This is a genomic window from Candidatus Omnitrophota bacterium (assembly GCA_021735655.1).
GTDB lineage: Bacteria > Omnitrophota > Gorgyraeia > Duberdicusellales > 4484-171 > JAHKAJ01.
The window spans coordinates 52,920-69,921 of sequence record JAIPGM010000008.1 but is presented as its reverse complement, the minus strand read 5'-3'; the positions used below and the strand labels follow the sequence as shown (position 1 = coordinate 69,921).

At 39.1% G+C, this 17,002-nt stretch carries 18 protein-coding genes and 1 tRNA gene; 5 read left to right on the top strand and 14 right to left on the bottom strand.

Translation table 11 applies throughout. The annotated features are described in order from the left end of the window. The coding region (locus K9L86_06840) for a hypothetical protein (protein ID MCF7908565.1) at positions 1-227 on the bottom strand (227 nt) is incomplete at its 3' end. A gap of 2 nt (positions 228-229) precedes the next feature. Continuing rightward, positions 230-460 (bottom strand): DUF5659 domain-containing protein, encoded by a 231-nt coding sequence (locus K9L86_06835; protein MCF7908564.1) that lies wholly within the window; start codon positions 458-460, stop codon positions 230-232. A gap of 648 nt (positions 461-1,108) precedes the next feature. On the opposite strand from K9L86_06835, the gene K9L86_06830 reads away from it, so the two are divergent. From K9L86_06830 to K9L86_06810, 5 genes are all read left to right on the top strand, one after another. Then, complete coding sequence (locus K9L86_06830) at positions 1,109-1,324, top strand: hypothetical protein (protein ID MCF7908563.1); 216 nt, start codon at positions 1,109-1,111, stop codon at positions 1,322-1,324. A 35-nt stretch (positions 1,325-1,359) separates the two neighbouring features. Then, complete coding sequence (locus tag K9L86_06825; GenBank protein ID MCF7908562.1) at positions 1,360-3,174, top strand: recombinase family protein; 1,815 nt, start codon at positions 1,360-1,362, stop codon at positions 3,172-3,174. A 455-nt stretch (positions 3,175-3,629) separates the two neighbouring features. Then, the gene (locus K9L86_06820; GenBank protein MCF7908561.1) at positions 3,630-4,163 is read left to right on the top strand and encodes a DUF2179 domain-containing protein; all 534 of its coding nucleotides are present in this window, start codon (positions 3,630-3,632) and stop codon (positions 4,161-4,163) included. Further along, complete coding sequence (locus K9L86_06815) at positions 4,160-4,339, top strand: hypothetical protein (protein MCF7908560.1); 180 nt, start codon at positions 4,160-4,162, stop codon at positions 4,337-4,339. The genes K9L86_06820 and K9L86_06815 overlap by 4 nt, the downstream gene beginning before the upstream one ends. Position 4,340: 1 nt before the next feature. After that, positions 4,341-5,450: a hypothetical protein gene (locus K9L86_06810; GenBank protein ID MCF7908559.1), complete on the top strand. Its 1,110-nt coding sequence runs from the start codon at positions 4,341-4,343 to the stop codon at positions 5,448-5,450. A gap of 2 nt (positions 5,451-5,452) precedes the next feature. On the opposite strand, the gene recR is transcribed toward K9L86_06810, so the two are convergent. The 12 genes from recR to K9L86_06750 all read right to left on the bottom strand — a co-directional run bounded on the left by recR (position 5,453) and on the right by K9L86_06750 (position 16,995). Further along, positions 5,453-6,052, bottom strand: coding sequence for a recombination mediator RecR (gene recR / locus K9L86_06805; GenBank protein ID MCF7908558.1), 600 nt, complete (start codon positions 6,050-6,052; stop codon positions 5,453-5,455). Next, complete coding sequence (dnaX, locus tag K9L86_06800; GenBank protein ID MCF7908557.1) at positions 6,049-7,776, bottom strand: DNA polymerase III subunit gamma/tau; 1,728 nt, start codon at positions 7,774-7,776, stop codon at positions 6,049-6,051. The genes recR and dnaX overlap by 4 nt, the downstream gene beginning before the upstream one ends. An 86-nt stretch (positions 7,777-7,862) precedes the next feature. Then, on the bottom strand, positions 7,863-9,500 hold the full coding sequence (locus K9L86_06795; GenBank protein ID MCF7908556.1) for a M48 family metalloprotease: 1,638 nt from the start codon (positions 9,498-9,500) through the stop codon (positions 7,863-7,865). Positions 9,501-9,515: 15 nt separating this feature from the next. Beyond that, positions 9,516-10,076: a LemA family protein gene (locus K9L86_06790; GenBank protein ID MCF7908555.1), complete on the bottom strand. Its 561-nt coding sequence runs from the start codon at positions 10,074-10,076 to the stop codon at positions 9,516-9,518. A gap of 27 nt (positions 10,077-10,103) precedes the next feature. Further along, complete coding sequence (locus tag K9L86_06785; GenBank protein MCF7908554.1) at positions 10,104-11,060, bottom strand: calcium/sodium antiporter; 957 nt, start codon at positions 11,058-11,060, stop codon at positions 10,104-10,106. 16 nt (positions 11,061-11,076) lie between these two features. Beyond that, positions 11,077-11,172: transfer RNA gene (locus tag K9L86_06780), tRNA-Ser, on the bottom strand. Positions 11,173-11,584: 412 nt separating this feature from the next. Beyond that, entirely contained in the window at positions 11,585-12,169 is a 585-nt protein-coding gene (locus tag K9L86_06775; protein ID MCF7908553.1) for a prepilin-type N-terminal cleavage/methylation domain-containing protein, read from the bottom strand. A gap of 455 nt (positions 12,170-12,624) precedes the next feature. Continuing rightward, positions 12,625-13,326, bottom strand: a complete 702-nt coding sequence (locus K9L86_06770) for a hypothetical protein (GenBank protein MCF7908552.1) — start codon at positions 13,324-13,326, stop codon at positions 12,625-12,627. 419 nt (positions 13,327-13,745) lie between these two features. Continuing rightward, entirely contained in the window at positions 13,746-14,315 is a 570-nt protein-coding gene (locus K9L86_06765; protein ID MCF7908551.1) for a type II secretion system protein GspG, read from the bottom strand. Positions 14,316-14,334: 19 nt separating this feature from the next. After that, positions 14,335-14,994, bottom strand: coding sequence for a hypothetical protein (locus K9L86_06760; GenBank protein ID MCF7908550.1), 660 nt, complete (start codon positions 14,992-14,994; stop codon positions 14,335-14,337). Continuing rightward, positions 14,991-15,449 carry a tRNA adenosine(34) deaminase TadA gene (tadA, locus tag K9L86_06755; GenBank protein ID MCF7908549.1) on the bottom strand — a complete coding sequence of 153 codons (459 nt, stop codon included), beginning with the start codon at positions 15,447-15,449 and terminating at the stop codon, positions 14,991-14,993. The genes K9L86_06760 and tadA overlap by 4 nt, the downstream gene beginning before the upstream one ends. Further along, a complete protein-coding gene (locus K9L86_06750; protein ID MCF7908548.1) occupies positions 15,433-16,995 on the bottom strand; it encodes a diguanylate cyclase in 1,563 nt (520 codons plus the stop codon). Before K9L86_06750 ends, tadA begins: the two co-directional genes overlap by 17 nt. Between the last annotated feature and the right edge of the window lie 7 nt (positions 16,996-17,002).

Genomic DNA, 17,002 nt, shown 5'->3' with positions numbered 1-17,002 from the left:
TCCAGATGATTATCGATAGGGAGCACTATAAAGGAGTTGCCTTGCTGATCACGATAATAGTCTGTTATTTCTTTTTCGCAGTATCGTGTAAGTATTTCACCCTGGGTGGGATGCGCCTTGCGATAATTCACCTGGCAATTATCGATAATCTTTTCGATGATAGGCTTGACCTGGGCAGGGGTATCTTCGGCGTTATATTCTCTCGCTATTCTTCTCTTCTCTCTCATTTTTACACTCCGTTTTGAAATATAAAATCCTTTACTCTGCGGTAGCAGTTAAAAAGCCTCTGCGTATCCGAATCCTTAAAGAAATTATCCGAGGTTGCTCGAACCTCGGGCGTATCCTCGAATAAAACCCTTTTCGACCTTCCGGAACCCAATAGCCCACGCATGGTAAATCCCCGGAACACAAGATAGATCGCAAGATAGATATTGCCTGCCTCAAAATATTTATTCTTCATTTTTTACCCTTCGCTATATTTACCTACTGCGTATATACAGATTTTTCTTTCAAAGTGTGCGGTCTTTTTTTAAAAATATTCCGCTCGCTTATAATCCTCTACTAGCTACATACGATGAAAATCCGAAAAGTGCCGAAAAAAACTTAAAAAAATGAAAAAAAGTCGGCACCTTTGCAAAAGTCTTCGTATGTAGCTAATAAGGGTGTCACACAATGCCAATAAAATCTGTATATATGCTTGTGGCACCCGAAAGAGCAATCGGCCCCCACAGTATGTATATGCCTTTTTCCAAGAAAGTGTCACACCGTCTGTGACATTTTTCAGAAAAAGAGCATATACATGCGGTAGAGAACATCTTTGACAAAGAACTACTAGCGTATGTATATCCCCTTTTGGGCGAAAATGTCGCACCGGATTTTTATTTTTTAGTGCGACAAATCCAGATAAAACGGGATATACACATACTGGGCGCTCATTACATGTATATGCCTTTTTAGGCCGAAATGTCGCGCGACAAATCATGAAAAAACGGCATATACATACATTGAGAACATCGCTCACTTATATATCCCGATTTTTTCGGCGAATTGTCACACTTTTTTTGTGACAAATCTTAAAAATAATCGGGATACATAAATAGAGGCAGAAATGAAAAAGAAAATCGAGATATCCTATATACCTATTAAAGACAAGGCCCGGTGGGAAGATGCGTTTATCGACATCCTCTCCGATGGGCTATATGAGTACTTGAAGGATCAGGGTCTCTTGAAGGAACGCCCGGAGCGGAAAAAGCGGGTTGAATCCCTGCTTGATAGAACTAAGCCAAACGATGAATCGCCCTTACAAGGCCTTGATTCAGCTTGACTTGTGCCAAGTATTGTTATAGGGGTTGTGTTGTTATGGAAGATAAGATAATAAAGAATTGCGGATTTGTGATAAGGGTAAGCACCGACAAGCAGGCCCGAAATCCCGAGGGCTCGCTTACCAATCAGCTACAGCGCCTGCAGGCCCATATCGAATATAAGACCACTGCCTGCGGGGAACGATGGGTCGAAACCGGCCGGTATATCCTGAAAGGCGTATCTGGCAAAGATTCCTTCCGGAGCATCGAATTCACCCAGCTTCTTGAAGATATCAAGTCAGGCAAGGTAAATACCGTTATATGTACCGCACTTGATCGGATAAGTCGCTCAGTCAGGGATTTCTTGAACTTCTTCGAGATCCTCACCAAATACGATGTCGAATTCGTATGCTTAAAACAGAACTACGATACCACGTCCTCTCAAGGCAAGTTATTCATAACAATAATGATGGCTCTCGCAGAATTCGAGCGGACACAAACCTCCGAGCGCAATAAAGAAGCGTGTCTTGCCCGGGCCGAGCGTGGACTCTGGAACGGCGGGCATTTGCTGGGATATGACCTCGATCCAAAACGCAAAGGTTATCCAATAGTAAACGAAAAAGAAAAGGCCCTCGTGCGGTTTGCCTTTAAGAAATACCTTGAGTGCGGATCGCTTATGGGAACTGCCCGGGCCCTTAATGATAATGGCTATCGCACCAAAGGGTACACCTCTCGCAGAGGCAAATTCCGCACTCCCGAGAAATTCGGCAGATCATCTATAAAACAACTACTCGTCAATTGCGCTTATATCGGGCTTAAAGAGATCAATAAAAAGAAAAGGTTGCAGGATCAGTCTAAGCTACAGGAAAAAGAGCGTTACAGGACCGTCAAGGCGGTCTGGGAGCCTTTAATCGATGAGGAGACCTTCTACAAGGTCCAGAAGCTCATCAAACAAAACACCAAAACGAAACACAACGGCACAAAGACAATAAAACACGCTTATATCCTTAATGGCGGGCTTTTGTGGTGCGGTAAATGCGGTGGTCAGATGGAAGGAACCTGCGGAACAGGCAGACGTGGCAATAAATACTTTTTCTATGTATGCAAAGATAAAGCCTGCAGATTTAAACTCCCGGCCGATGAGATAGAGCGTATCATAATCGAGAGAATAAAATATCTCTCATCCGATTCCGGCCTTATGCAAAAACTGATAGAACATACCAATGAAAAGCTCATGAAGGAACTACCACAGCTTAAATACCGGAGAACGCACCTTCAAAAAGAACTGGCCGAGGTCAAGGCCTTTGCCGATGGAATAATGAATAAATGGACTGCCATGGCCACGGATGACAGCAGTATATTCCTGAAAGAGAAACTTGCAGAGCTTGGCCAGCGCCGGAAAGAGATAGAAACCGGCATAGCCTCGCTTGAGGCCATGATCAAGGAAATCGAGCGGGAATCGATAAGTCAGGAGCTTGTAACATTGGCTTTGAGCCGATTCTCCGACCTTTTCGATAAGATAAAACCTTATCGGCAGAAGGATATGGTAAGGCTCGTCCTGCACAAAGCCGTTTTAAGCCCCACCAAAATACAAATAGCCCTGTATGGGCGTCAACCCGACACAGGGCTATTTGATCTATGCGAATCCGACAGCGAAGAAATCCGCTGTCAGACGTCTAACTGGCTCCCCGGCGAGGGCTCGAACCTCGGACATCATGGTTACAGTTACCCCTTAAGTTTCCTTAAGGACTGGACTATCTCATCTCCATGGCTTTTGGCTTTAGGAGGCGGGTATATAGTCTCTGCACATTTAGCGCAAGATTTTCATCTTGCACATTTAGCTCAGGATTGCCATATCTCTTACGAGACTTAGGGTTCCCTGAATTAGCCCGCTTATCATCTCATGATTTCTCATGAGAGCTGCCATACTTAGTTCCGCCTCGCTAAATATATGGTGAATTTATGAAAGAAATTCACCATAACTCGGCGGAACCAATTCGGCCATGCAGCTTTTATTCGCCTTCGGCTCTAAAAGTTGCGGCCTCATTGACAGCCATGCGCTCTACCAACTGAGCTACCGGGGAATTAGTAAATCTTAGGTTTTTAGAAATACAGTAAGTGTATGATAAAAACTTTAGATTTACTTATATCGGCACACTTTTGTAAAATTTTCTTAGAAATTTTACAAATATTTAGGTGCGCCGATATTGCCTGATTTTAAAGAACTCTCTTTTGAGGATAAATTATAACCTATTTCGCTAAAAGCGTCAATAACTGCTTACGCTCATTCAGAGATGTAAAACTCGGGAAATATGCTATAATATTTTAATGGATAATCCTTTGATGTTTCAATGGGTAATTTTACCGCTGTTGATTTTCCTGGCCCGAATCGTTGATGTGTCTTTAGATACCATGCGGATCCTGCTCTTTTCCCGCGGCCAGCGTAACATCGCCCCGGTTTTAGGTTTTATACAAGTCATCATCTGGCTATTAGTCATCCGTCAAATATTTCTTAACCTCTCTAACCCTATCTGCTACGTTGCTTATGCCGGAGGCTTTGCTACCGGGACCTGGGTAGGAATGCTTTTAGAAGAAAAAATGGCCTTGGGCTCACAGATAATCAGGATTATCACCCGAAAGGATGCAAAACAGTTAATCGAATTTTTAAGAAATCAAAACTTTGGTGTTACCACTGTTGACGGACAAGGGGCTACCGGAAAAGTAAATATTATTTATACCGTTATCAAACGGCAAGACATAGCTAAAGTAATTGAAATTATAATGCGCTTTAACCCTAAATCTTTTTATACGATCGAAGACATAAGAACGATGAGCAAATTCCAAAAAAGGAGGTACCTGTGACACTAATCGAAGCTTTAGATCTTGCTTTAAAAAAAGAAACCGCCTCTATTGAAATCTACCGCAAGATGGGCCGGGAACATCCAGCCTTAAAGGAATTATGCTTATTTCTGGAAAACGAAGAGCAAAAGCATAAAAAGATGATCGAGAAAAAAATCGTCCAATTAAGGCTGGGTTAAAATGCGCACAGCTAGTATCGGTAAACTGATTGACTTAAGTATTAATCGTACAAAACTTATACTTTTTCAGCCTTTTTCTTTAAAAAAATGGCTCTGTCTTTTACTTATAGCCTTTCTAGCTGGTGCCTTAGGCCATGGTAGCAATGGCGGCAACAATAGCCATCGTTCAAAAAAAGCCCAAGCTGCCCAAGATGAACTAATAGCTAACGATTATGAAGTAAGAGCTGAGGACTTCGAAAACTTTGAAAATGCAGACGAATTTTTTGATTTCGATAATGAAAATTCTTACCCAAAACACTACAACCAAGCAGACAAACCATCCTTATCGTCCTTTCCGAAGCCGGCTACTTTAGTCATGATATTCCTGATACTAATACCGTTTATTATACTTTTCGCCTGGTTGAGTGCACGTTTTAAATTTATCTGGTTCGACTCAATTGTCAAAAATGACGCCTCAATTGCTGGCCCTTTTAAAAAGTATAAAAAAGAAGGCGACTCCTTATTTGAATTTATTTTATTGTTACTATTAATAAGCATCGTCTTTTTTGGTTTACTGGTTATCTGGATATTTGCCGCTGGCAAAACTATCGGGCTTGCCGATAGCGACAGCGTCTGGTCTTTCGGAAAAGTCATCGGAACCTTTTTAATCCCGGGGCTAATCGGTATAGCCGGAATTATCTCTTTAATATTAATTTATCTAGCCATTAATCAATTTATTGTACCGATTATGGCTATAGAAAACTGTCTGTTTAGACCGGCCTGGAATAAATTCTTAAATATATTTAAAAATAACCAAAAAGAATTCTGGTTTTATATTTTAATACTCATCGGTCTAGGCATCACTTGTGCGATAATTGCCATAGCTGTGGCCTTAATTTGTCTAATACCTCTATTGCTTGTTGCGGCAATATTATTTGGAATACCTTATTTATTGTTAAAAATGAGCTTTATCTTTATTGGTTATGCAATAATAGTCGGCATCCCCTTTTTAGCCTTAACTTTTATTATCCTGCTAAGTATAGGTTTACCGGTAGCGGTTTTCTTCAAAAGCCTATCCTTATACTTTTTCTCAAGTATTGAATGTGAATATAATCCTCTGCCGTTAGAATAAAATTAGGTAAGGGCTCTTCGCTCTAAGAGAGCTTTGCCTAAAGTAGCTGAATCGATATACTCAATCTGAGTCCCCAAAGGAACACCGATTGAAATACGGTAAATTTTAACCTTATAAGGAGACAATTTCTGAATCAAAAATTGGGCAGTTAACTCACCCTCATTATCAGGGTCAGTCGAAATAATAACTTCCCTCACTTCTCCTTTTTCTACTCTATTAATTAACTTTTGTAGATTTAAATCCTCGGCACCAATCCCCTCAAGTGGTGACAAAGAACCTAAAAGAACGTAATAAAGTCCCTTGTAATGCGAGGTCTTCTCGATAGCCATAATATCTTTTGGTTCTTCAACCACACAAATAACATCTCGTTCACGTTTGGAATCGGCACAAATTGAACAGATATCTTTGGTCGAAAAGTTATTACACATATTACAAGGCTTTATATGATTGTGAATCTCCTCCATTTTTTCGGTTAACTCTTTAATGTCATTAGGCTTCATCTTTAAAACATGGAAAACTATTCTTTCAGCGCTCCGGCGGCCAACTCCGGGAAAACGCGAAAAGCTCTTTACTAACTCATTAAAAATTCTACTAAAACTCATTGATCCTCACTGTGAAATTTTCCGTCAAAAGTATCTAAAAGATTGTTTAAAAAAGCATCATCATCCCCGGAAACTGCTTGGGAAGGTTTCGCTTTTTCGCTACCATCAGTGTTTTGTTTACTATTTTCGCTTTCAGCTAAATCGGGAGCCGATTTAATCTTCGGTCTATCTGGAAGATCTCGAAGAATAAATTTTACCCCCGGAGATTGACTAATAAAATGTGCAATTGCCGCTTCGATAAACTTTACATTCTTAGCGCTTTCAACGATCTCTTTATGAAAATAGTCAGCCGGTGAAAAAGCAATTGTTACGCAACGACCCTTAGAAGATATCGGCTGAGCAAAAGTAAGATGCGAAGCAATGGCTGCTCTTTTTTTCTGCATATAAGCAATCATCTGCTGCCATTTAGTCAACATTGGCTGCAATAAAGTATTATCCTGTGGGGCATCGTCTTGATCGATATCCATTATGTCTTCTTTCTTGTCATCCTGGCTGTTACTCTTTACCGGTTCATCGTCATCCTCAAAATCTATACTATCTAAGCCTTCTATCGTCGAGTTCGGAGGCTCATTGCTCTTAGGCAAATCAGGCTTATTGATTTTTTTAGGAGCTTGAGGCTGGACCTCTTCTGACTCTTCTTGATGCGAATACCTTATTAAGGCTAACTCCAAAGGAATTCTCACCGTGTTAAGACGCTTTGAAATATCCTTTGCTTCAATAAGTAGATCAATCGCCCTTAAAACTTCAAAAGTTGTAATTGTCTTTGCAAGCTCAATAATAAAATCCTTACTCTGGGGAGAAACATCACTTAAATCCTGAAAAGTCCTCGAACTTACCTTAGCTAAAAGTAAATTGCGTAAATGTTCAATGAAAGCATTTAAAAATATTCCTAAATCTTTCCCATCTTTAGCTAATCGATCGATAAACTCTAAACAACTCTCAATATCTTTATCTAAAAGTGCCTTAAGTGCTTTATTTAAACTTTCCTCATCAATTATTCCTAAAAAGGAAAAAACATCTTTGAGCGAGCCTTTCTCAAGCACTACCGGTGCCAGCTGATCAAACAAGCTCTCAGCATCTCTTATACTTCCGGCAGCGGCCCGGCCAATCGTATATAAAAGACTATCCTCAATTTTGATCTTCTCGCTTTTAGCAATTATTCTTAACTTAGCAACAATATTCTCTAAAGCAATAAGGTTAAACTGGAACTTTTGACAACGCGAAAGAATCGTTGGTAATATTTTATGTGGATGGGTAGTTGCAAAGATAAATTTTACATGTGGCGGCGGCTCCTCCAAGGTCTTTAAAAGAGCATTAAAAGCCTCTTGGGTAAGCATGTGAACTTCATCGATAATATAAATCTTATATCTTGATCCGGCCGGAGAAAGCTTTACATTCTCTCTTAAGGTTCTTATCTCGTCTATGCCTCGGTTTGAGGCCCCATCTATTTCGATGATATCTAAAGACTTACCCTTAGTAATCGCTAAACAACTTGGGCACTTTCCACAAGGCTTAGCTGTTGGGCCTTCGGCACAGTTTAAAGATTTTGCAAAAATTCGGGCTAGAGAAGTTTTACCGATTCCTCGGGGACCGCTAAAAATATAGGCGTGAGAAACTCGATCTTTTAGGATTGCGTTTCGCAAAGAAACAACAATGTGCTCTTGGCCGATAACTTGTTCAAAGTTTTGCGGCCGATATTTTAAAGCAAAAGCTAAATACTCCATGATTGTATTAAAGGTTAGTTTAAAAAAGCGAAATTAGTATACCTTGATATTATCTTTAAGTCAACTGAACTTAACATTTAAAATAACTAATATATTATCTGGTCTTTATTGGGAAGTCGATCATAGATAGACTGAATTATCTCAAGCTCATCATAGTCAAGCCATATGCTAGCGCACCAACCACACTCATCCACCTCAACCGGAGCATAATGACTAAAAAGTTTACGGCGCATTTTTCGAAAACAATTCGGACAATTTATTACCAAAGGAGTTTTTATTTCTCGAATACGCTTAAAACGCTCTTTTTTCTCAGCTAAGGCTAGCTCGGCCTGCGAAATAATATCTTGAGAAAAATCCCGATCTTCTCTAATTAATACCTTATTTAATTCATCTCTTGTAAGAAGCCTACCCTTACAAAGATAGCACTTATAGACATCTGCCCCTTCATATTTAGTTGCATCTAATCCGTGATAGCAGTAAGGACAAGAAAAACGGCTGTGTAGCTGATCCTCGTGCGGCCTAAATAAAGGCATTAATCTACTATCCTCATAGGCTGGTTTTGCTTGGATTGCACCGTGGCGACGAATTAAATGATCCGGTTTAAGCCACCCAAGAGACGCAAGCTCTACAAATAAAAAAGGACCTTGCCAACTCTGATCCTTAAAGGCAAACCAGCTTTCATGATTTTTTAAAAGTTTACTTTTCTTAGCCATCTGCTTAAAATCCCTACGGGCAGCCTTAATTTCTGGTTTTAGATTGTTAACCATGCTCTCAAGAGCAGATTTGTCAGCATGAGCCATATTCAACAATATACCGATTCTTTCCTCTATCGGAGGATGAGTTGAAAAACCACTAAGGCTTGAGCCAACTGGACTAACAATAAACAACGAGGACAGTCCAACGACCTTTGTATTCTCACCATGCCAACGCTTTGAAATAATATATAGACTCTGAGCCAAAGCTAATGGATCACGGGTAAGTTTAACCGCAACCGCATCAGCTCGAAATTCTTTCTGTTTAGAAATAGAAGACACGATTATCTTATTAAGAATATGGACAATAGATAAAATCAAATAAATAAAAACTCCAAGCAGGGCTGCTGAGCTCCTTACTCTTAAAACACTCTCTCTTATCCCAACCATTAAGCCTTCATAAATCCCGAAAACTGAACAGGCAGTCGTAACTATCTGGGTATCTCCTCTCACGATGTGAGCTGCCTCATGGCCAATTACAGCTTCTAACTGGCTGCGATTTAACTTAGAAAGTAAACCTTCAGTTACACCGATGTAGGCAAAACCGCTAAAATTACTAATCGTAAAAGCATTGCAACTGGCACTATTAACCACACAACCGTTGATACTAACCCCACCCATAGCTATCGAAACCTCATCAATTATATTTCTGAGCATCCGATGCTTGGAATAGTTTAAATCCAAAGGCTTTGCTCCTAAAACCTCAAATGATCTAACCAGCATATCAGCGGTTGAAATGTAAAAATGCAATAATGCCGCTGAAAGAGCAATTAAAAAAACAATGCCGGTTTCAATCAAAGTAGGGATATATAGACCAGTTTGGGCTTCGCTATAAAACCGATAGCGGTAGTAGTTTTTAACAAAAAACCATACTGTCCAAGAGGTAAAAAAGTAGATAGCTATCAGGATGGCAATCAGAACGAAGATAAAACGGGATTTCTCCCTCTCGATCTGGATAAATGAATAGGCCATTTTTAGGTAAGAAAATTAAAGATTTACTTCGGGAACTTCCTTGTGAGACGTATCCTCGATTTCGAATAACTCTTTATTGCTAAAGTTAAAACTACTGGCAATTAAATTAACCGGAAATTGCTGAATTAAGGTATTGTGCCTCATTGTCTCATCATTGTAAAACTGCCGGGCAAAAGCAATCCGGTTTTCAGTTGAAGTTATCTCTTCATGAAGCTTGAGCATGCTCTGATTAGCCTTAAGATCAGGATATCGCTCAACAACAGCAAATAAAGAGCGCAGGGTGCTGGTTAAAAAGTTCTCGGCCGCCTGTTTGTCTTTAACTGCGGTAGCCTGAGTTGCCTGAGTACGGGCCTTTATTACATTCTCAAGGGTTTCTTTTTCATGAGTTAGGTAACCTTTAGCCGTTTTTACCAAATTAGGTATAAGATCATGTCTCCGGGTAAGCTGGACATCGATTTGAGCCCAAGCATTATCCACACTATTTCTTAAAGTTATTACGCCGTTATAAGAACCGATAACCCAGATAACGACCAAAAACACTAAAACTCCTAAAAATATCAATATACCTCCTAACATCCGCTACCTCCTTTTGGTTATTATAAATTAGTGAATCAATAAAAAAATAAAACCAATATAGCCTAAAAATAACGACAGCCCTTCCCAACGGCTTATTTGGTGCCTAGTTTTCATCATGATAAGAAGGGTAAAGCTAAAAATAAGCAAAACCGGAAATTCAAACTTTAGCATTGAAGCCTCTAGCTGTATCGGTCTGATTAAAGAAACCACCCCTAAAATCAGTAAAATGTTAAAAATATTGCTTCCGACGATATTGCCAACACTAATTGAAGGCGCTTTCTTCAAAGCCGCAGTCAATGATGCCGCTAATTCAGGAAGCGAAGTGCCAACGGCAAAAACAGTAATTGCAATCAACCAAGGCTTCACCCCAAAAATATTTGCTAAGACCACTCCTTTATCAACCATAAGCTTTGCTCCAATAGCTATGCCTAAAATTGAAATTAGCGATAAAACGGTGATTGCAATAGGTGAATTGTATCTCTTAAACAAACCTTTAAATTTAAAATTATTTATCTCATCGCCGATAAAAGACTGCCTTGCTCCTTTATATGAAAAAACTAAAAAAGCAATAAAGCCAAATATAAATATTAATCCGTCAAGCCGGCTAATTAATAAATCCCGACTCATTAAAAAAAGTGAAACCGTAGCAAGAAGCATAAAGGGAAACTCTCTTCTAAGAATAGACTTATTTATCTTTAACGGCCTAACGAAAGCACATAGACCCAAAATCAACCCAATATTGCAAATATTGCTTCCGATAACATTGCCCAAGGCTATCTCTTTATAATTTCTTATGGCGGCGACTATTCCAACTCCAGCTTCAGGAGTAGATGTACCAAAAGCGACTAGAACTAATCCTACAAATAAAGGGGTTAATCTTAGAAGGCTAGATAATTTAATTGAACCCTGGATAAGCCAGTCAGAGCTGATTATTAATATAGCAAGACCGACTATAAAAATTAGGCTATTAAGTAGTATTTCCATTTATTTATTATAAAACTGGCGGAGGGGTGGGGATTTGAACCCCAGGTACGGGTTTTCACCTGTACAACGGTTTAGCAAACCGCCGCCTTAAACCGAGCTCGGCCACCCCTCCTCTATTAATGATTTTCAATTATAACATTTTTGGTTAATTTTGGAAAGAATTTAGAAGATGGATCATACTTTGATAAGACTTGGTCAAATAGAAAAGAATGTGTCAATTAGGCTAAAAAGTTTTCCTAAAATATCTTTAATACTATAGTTAAAAAGAAGGTATAAAGAAACCGTTGGTTCATTAAAGACATCATACCTTTAATGTTATTCTAAGGTTACATATTGTCAAGCCCAGCCGCAGGGTCAATGAGCTCTGGTTCTAATTGATCCACCGGTGACCTCTTATCTTGCGAAGAACAAGCCATTATCGCAACTATAGCTAATAATAAAAATATTCTCATGTTAACAATCTCCCCTAGTTATTAAACAAAAACCTATATTTTCCTCTTTACCGCTATCGACTGAACCTATCATTAGAAGTTAATTAACGTTTCTAGCGAATACCATTGTGAATACGTGGCGTCATAATAGACTCTATGGTTACCAGTGGTAGGTACACCATCATCTACGGTAGCATCTATTTTCTTTAAATTCGTCTCAGATACTCCACAATTATTAGCTGAATTCCCATAGCACGGAAACCAACGATAAAGACCAAGACCATTAGCCCAAGATGCTGGAATAGGATAATAGAGAAGCATGATAGTTCCGCCCCATCGATGTCGACCTGTCAGTTGCTCCATATAGGGACCATCCCAACCAGTCCAACCAGATTCATCACTCAATAAATTGCTAGGCTGCCAACTAGGGTTATAATCATCGTCAAGTTTCACATAATTATATTGACCAGCCGTCATGCCGGCCACCCATCCCGAAAAATGCCCAGTATCGGAATACAAAGACAAAATTGCTGTTTTTATGTTCTTTGCATAAGCCAGGCTAGCTGAAACTTTTGCTTTATCAATAGCCTTAAATGCATTGGGAGCGATGATTGCTGCTAAGATAGCAATTATAGCGATTACTACGATTAACTCGATTAAAGTAAATGATTTTTTCATAAAATACCTCCTTTGGAATATTTTACCACTAAAAATAGATTTTTCCAAAATTTACTTCAAGTGCCGAAAATAGCCCTTATAACTATACCCATAACCAAGTCAGAAAGAGTAAGGGTCGGTGACCAGAAAATGTCCAAAAAATAGCCAAACAGATACAAACATGCAAGATTCCTACAAACAGCGGTAAGTATAAAAAGTTAATACTTTAGAAGATAAATTAAAAAAGGATTGAATTTATTGGGTTATTGAAAAAGGACTATGGAGGTTTAGCAAACCGCCGCCTTAAACCGAGCTCGGCCACCCCTCATCTATTAATGATTTTTAATTATAGCATTTTTGGTAAGTTTTGAAAAGAAAATAGATACTACTTTGATAGGAATTGGTCGAATAAGAAAAATGTGTCAATTGGGATGAGGGTCAGAAAAAAATAAAGTCAGACTTATTTTACATTACCGCTAATCGACAAAAGGAATGCCAAGCCTTTCATACCTTTCCTTATTATGCGTCCCATCCGCAGCTTTCAGGAAATTTATCCGCAGTTGCATTATCTCACGGTCTTTTTTACTGGCTACTTCTAAGTACGCAGAAAGAATATCTATTTCCTTGCCGATAGCTCGTTTTTCCATAGCTACCGCCACTTTCAGTTTTATGCGTCCCTGTTGATCTAAAACCTCACCTTTTTGAGGATTTAATACGTGATCTAACTCATGCCCCAAAGCTGCAGCAAAAAGGTACTTATTATCTTCCGAAGCGGTTCGGGGTGACACAGCTATTAAATTCTCCGCAGTATAGGCCCGCATAGCTTCGCCAGGCTCTAGTTTCTCACGAAGTATGACAACACCCTTCGCATCGAGCAATTCCGGATGCACTTTAGATACTTTATTAAGCCCTTCCTGAACTGTATGCCTAAAACTAGAACCCCCCAAGCCTCCTTTTACCTTAATTGCTGTTTTTGGACTTTGTGCTTTTGTTGAACTCCTTTCAAGTAAACGATTACTTCTGGCAGGTGGATGTGATGCTTGAGTTGACTTATTTTGGCCTGAGTTAACGGATGGTCTTCCACTACTAGTCAATTTCTCAAAAGGACCAGCATAAACCGTTACCGAAGCCAAAGACAAACAAAGGTAAATTATTAAGGAAAAAATATTTTTCTTCATACAATTAAACCTATCATTAAAGTATAACACCTAAAAAGGACCACTATAACAGCAAAAATGCCTCTTTGTAAAAACGGTTTCAGAACGGGCTTCCCAAAATCTAATTCAGGCACCAAAAACAGTCCTTATAACTATATCTGCGACCAAATTGGAAGGGATGGGGGTCGGTGTCCAAAAAATAGTCAAACAGATATAAGCATACAAAATTCCTACAAACAGCAATAAGTATGAAAAGTTAATATTTTAGAGGATAAATTGAAAAAGGATTAAGTTTATTGAAAAAGAGTCGAAAAGGTTTAGCAAACCGCCGCCTTAAACCGAGCTCGGCACCCCCCTCTATTAATGATTTTTAATCATAGCATTTTTGATAAATTTCGCAAAGAGGTTAGAAAGTAGATTAACCGTTAGGTAGTTACAACTTAGTATGCATCCCAAACTAAAAACCAAGAAAAATCACCGGCTGACCCTCCTAGTCCTTCTTGTACATTTCCGTCCGAGGGATCTCCATCGTCAATGGTAGCATCTATTTTATTTTTGGCTTTATCCGGTATAGGGCAATCAAGGCTGACACTACCCTCTAGCGGATAACAAGCATCTTCAAAATCAAGCCAAATTTCTGATTGTAAACCTCTTGCGACATCATTAGATTGAAAAACATACCAACCCTTCCAGGGATTTTTGGCTTTAATCTTTTGAACATAAGGTCCATCCCAACCAAAATAACCATTAAGATTAGTTATTAAATCATTATTAGCAGAATCTGGATAGATAATGTCACCTAGGGGAGGAACAGCGCCTTCTACTACCCAATGTCCGGTATCAGCATATAAGGTACCAATGGCAGTTTTGTAAGTTTTAACATCGGCTATTGCTTCAGAAATCTTCGCCTTCTCAACAGCTTTAAAAGCATTTGGGGCGATGATTGCGGCAAGAATGGCAATGATTGCAATAACTACAATTAGTTCGATTAGGGTAAATGATTTTTTCATAGGGTACCTCATACACTTACTACTTACTATTAGCTCTAGCTGTATCAATGATAGCCTCAACGTCAGCTATTATTAAGTCTGTGTCTTGCTGATTAAGGTTAGAGGCCTCAGCAACAGCCTCAACATCTTTTTTAAGCGCCCAAACTTCTTCTTCAGATATATTTGCACTCTCTAAAACCCCAGAAACACTTTCAGAAATTTTCATAGCCTCCTTTGGGCCTAGCTTACCGTCTTCTGCTGCCCTGGTAAGATCACCAACCAGATTATTAACTGATTCCTCGCTGGGTTTTTGTGCGCCATCCATAATAGCTGAAAAATCAGACTTTATTTTATCCTTCTGATCTTGGGTTATATTTGATTTATCTTTAATCGCTTTTGCATCTTCTTTAAGCTTTAGTATATTTTCCTTCTGCTGAGGATTTGACTTTACCTTTATCGAATCATCTGACTTTCCCCACTTCAAAGATTCACTCCCCTCTTCTTTATTAACACTTTTGCTCTTATCTTTATTGCTATTCTTTTGTGACGACTGAGAACTCACCTTGGTGCGAGTTCTTGGAGTATAACCTGAGCCTGATGAGCTACCGCCACCCTGACGGTTACGAGCTTGAGCATATTCTAAAGAAAAAACAAAAACTACGATAGTAATAAAAATTACCCTAAGGCTCTTCATACTCATTTTGTCTCCCTCTTAATTTTAAAAAAATCCTGTAAAATCATGGCACATTCATTCTCCAAAATACCATTTTTAACTTTTAACTTATGATTAAGACTTAAGGCATTTACATCTAGCTTTGACCCGAAAGCTCCAGTCTTTGGATCTTTTGCGCCAAAAACAACCTTATCGATGCGACTTAAGACTAAGGCTCCGGCACACATCGAACACGGCTCTATCGTAACATACAAAGAACATTTTTTAAGCCACTTTGATTTTAAAAAACTTGCCGCTTGAGTAATAGCAATCATCTCAGCATGAGCGGTAGGATCTTTTAATTTTTCGACCTGGTTGTAGCTTCTAGCGATTATTCTATCGTTACAAACAATAACTGCCCCCACCGGCACCTCATCTTCATCAAATGCATAGTGAGCCTGTTTGAGAGCTTCATACATGTAGGCTTCATCTTTCTTGCGCATCGATCCTCTTGATAATTCGTAAAAACATTCTTACTATTTTAGGATCAAACTGTTTGCCAGCCTCTGATTTAATAATCTCTAAAGCCTTTTTCTTAACATAAGCTTTACGATACGGCCGATCAGAGATAAGCGCCTGATAGACATCAGCAACGGCAACTATCCGAGCATTTAAAGGTATATCATCGCCCTTTAACCCCAAAGGATAGCCCTTTCCATCATAACGCTCATGATGATAAAGAATCGCCGGGATAGCCCCTCTGAGACCATGTATCTCGCGTAAAATCTCTGCAGCAATAGCCGGATGAGTCCTAATCGACTCCCTTTCTTCGGGACTAAGGCTACCTGCTTTAGAAAGAATGCTTTTATCGATAGCAATCTTTCCTAAATCATGCAAAACCGCAGCATGCCTAACATCTTCCACTTCTTTGGTTGATAACCGTAAGGCTTTTGCAACTTCTTCGGCCAAACCAGCAGTATATTCTACATGTTTTCCGGTGTAAGAATCTTTTGCCTCGATTGTCCTAGCAAACCCATAAATAGTATCAAGCAAATCTCGATTCATCACCTTGTTCATCTTGTCTATTTTACCCTGTAATTCAGACGTATTAGCCTTCTTGTGCTTTTCCGGCGCCAAGGTAGTATCTGCCTGAGAATATAAAACAATCGTGTTGCCCCCCTTCCGTTTAGCCGAAGCTAAACAACCATTCAAAGTATTAACAATATCGCGAACACTAAAGATATGATCTTCAGGAGAAGTGGTAACGCCTAAACTAGCCTTTAGACATATCGCAACTTTATGATATTTAAACTTATGTGTGCTAATTTTCTCGCCTATTCTTTTAGCAACCATATAGCTATCTTTGGCTTCTAAGTGAGGCGCAATAATAAAAAACTCATCCTCTCGCCAGCGGGCCAGAATGTCCTCAGTCCGCAATGCTTTGCCTAAAATACCGACAAATTCCTTAATAATCGTATCGGCTACTTTTACGCCATAGAGTTCATTGATCCTGGTAAAATGATCAATATCGACAGCAATAAAAGAAATGCTGTAGAAATGTCGACGAGCTCGATTAATTTCCTGAGTTATCCGGTTTGAAAGATACCGCCAGTTATAACACCCGGTTATCGGATCGATCAAAGTGATGTTTTCGATTTCAGCATCTTTTTTATTAACTTGTTTCTCTAGGCTATACACCTTTCGATTAAGTTTAATTAGCTTCTCGGCCCTTAGAAACTTGAAAGAAACAAAACTCTTTGAATCTTGATCACTAAAGTAATCAAAAAAACCAAGCTGTTTAACTATTTTTAAATTATCCTTATGCTCTTGGGTAAAATGCACAAAACAAACCTTACTTTTAAGGCGCGAATTATCTAACTTTTTACTTTTTTTGATAAATTTTTCGTCAAAAATGACCAAAGGACAGTCAGAAGCATAGACATCTTGTAATTTAGTGGTGGTTTTGTGGGGAAAGAAGAGCGATTTTGATTTATTTGAAGAAATATCTCGACAATAAAGAATGCCTTTCATGATGGTAAATTTTAACACGACAGGG